The organism is Roseomonas acroporae (assembly GCF_023223525.1).
Taxonomy (GTDB): domain Bacteria; phylum Pseudomonadota; class Alphaproteobacteria; order Acetobacterales; family Acetobacteraceae; genus Roseomonas_E; species Roseomonas_E acroporae.
Map to the genome: position 1 here is coordinate 1 of NZ_JALPRX010000257.1, position 540 is coordinate 540.

At 69.8% G+C, this 540-nt stretch carries 1 protein-coding gene; it reads right to left on the reverse strand.

Annotation, left to right across the window (positions count from 1 at the left end; genetic code table 11):
- Positions 1–351: hypothetical protein (locus tag M0638_RS28390; protein WP_248670316.1), on the reverse strand; the 351-nt coding region annotated here is incomplete at its 3' end.
- Positions 352–540 lie beyond the last annotated feature (189 nt).

Genomic DNA, 540 nt, shown 5'->3' on the forward strand with positions numbered 1-540 from the left:
CGAGGCGAAGGTCAGCGTGGTCGTGCCGGTGAGGGCGATGCGCCAGACGTAGCGGCCGCCGGCCTGCGCGCCGGTCGGGAGCCCGAGAAGGCGCGTGCCGGAAATGCTGGCGCTGTACTGGCCGTCGCGCGCCGTGATCGCGGTGGCGATGGTCGCGGCATCGACCAGCGTCTTGCTCTCGAAGTCGATGGCGCCGACCGACGCCTGCAAGGCTGCGATGGCGGCCGAGGCATCGCTCGTCTTCGAGTACAACTCGTCGGTGTTGTCGTTCAGCTTGCCGAAGGCGGCGTAGAGCGTGTCGGCGGTGGCATCGTTCGCGGAGCCGCCACGGTTGACGAGAGCCTTGACCACGTTCGGTTCTCCTAGGATGCGCTCGCGCGGACGGTGCCGCTGCTGGCCCTGATGGTTCCGCTGCTGGCGCGCATCGCCGGCGCCGCGGCCGTGCTGACGTTGCTGAGCAACACCGCCGGGCCGGTGCCGATGCTGTTCTGCGAGGTGATGCGGTAGTCGTAGGCGGTCGCCGCGGTGAGGTCGGTGACG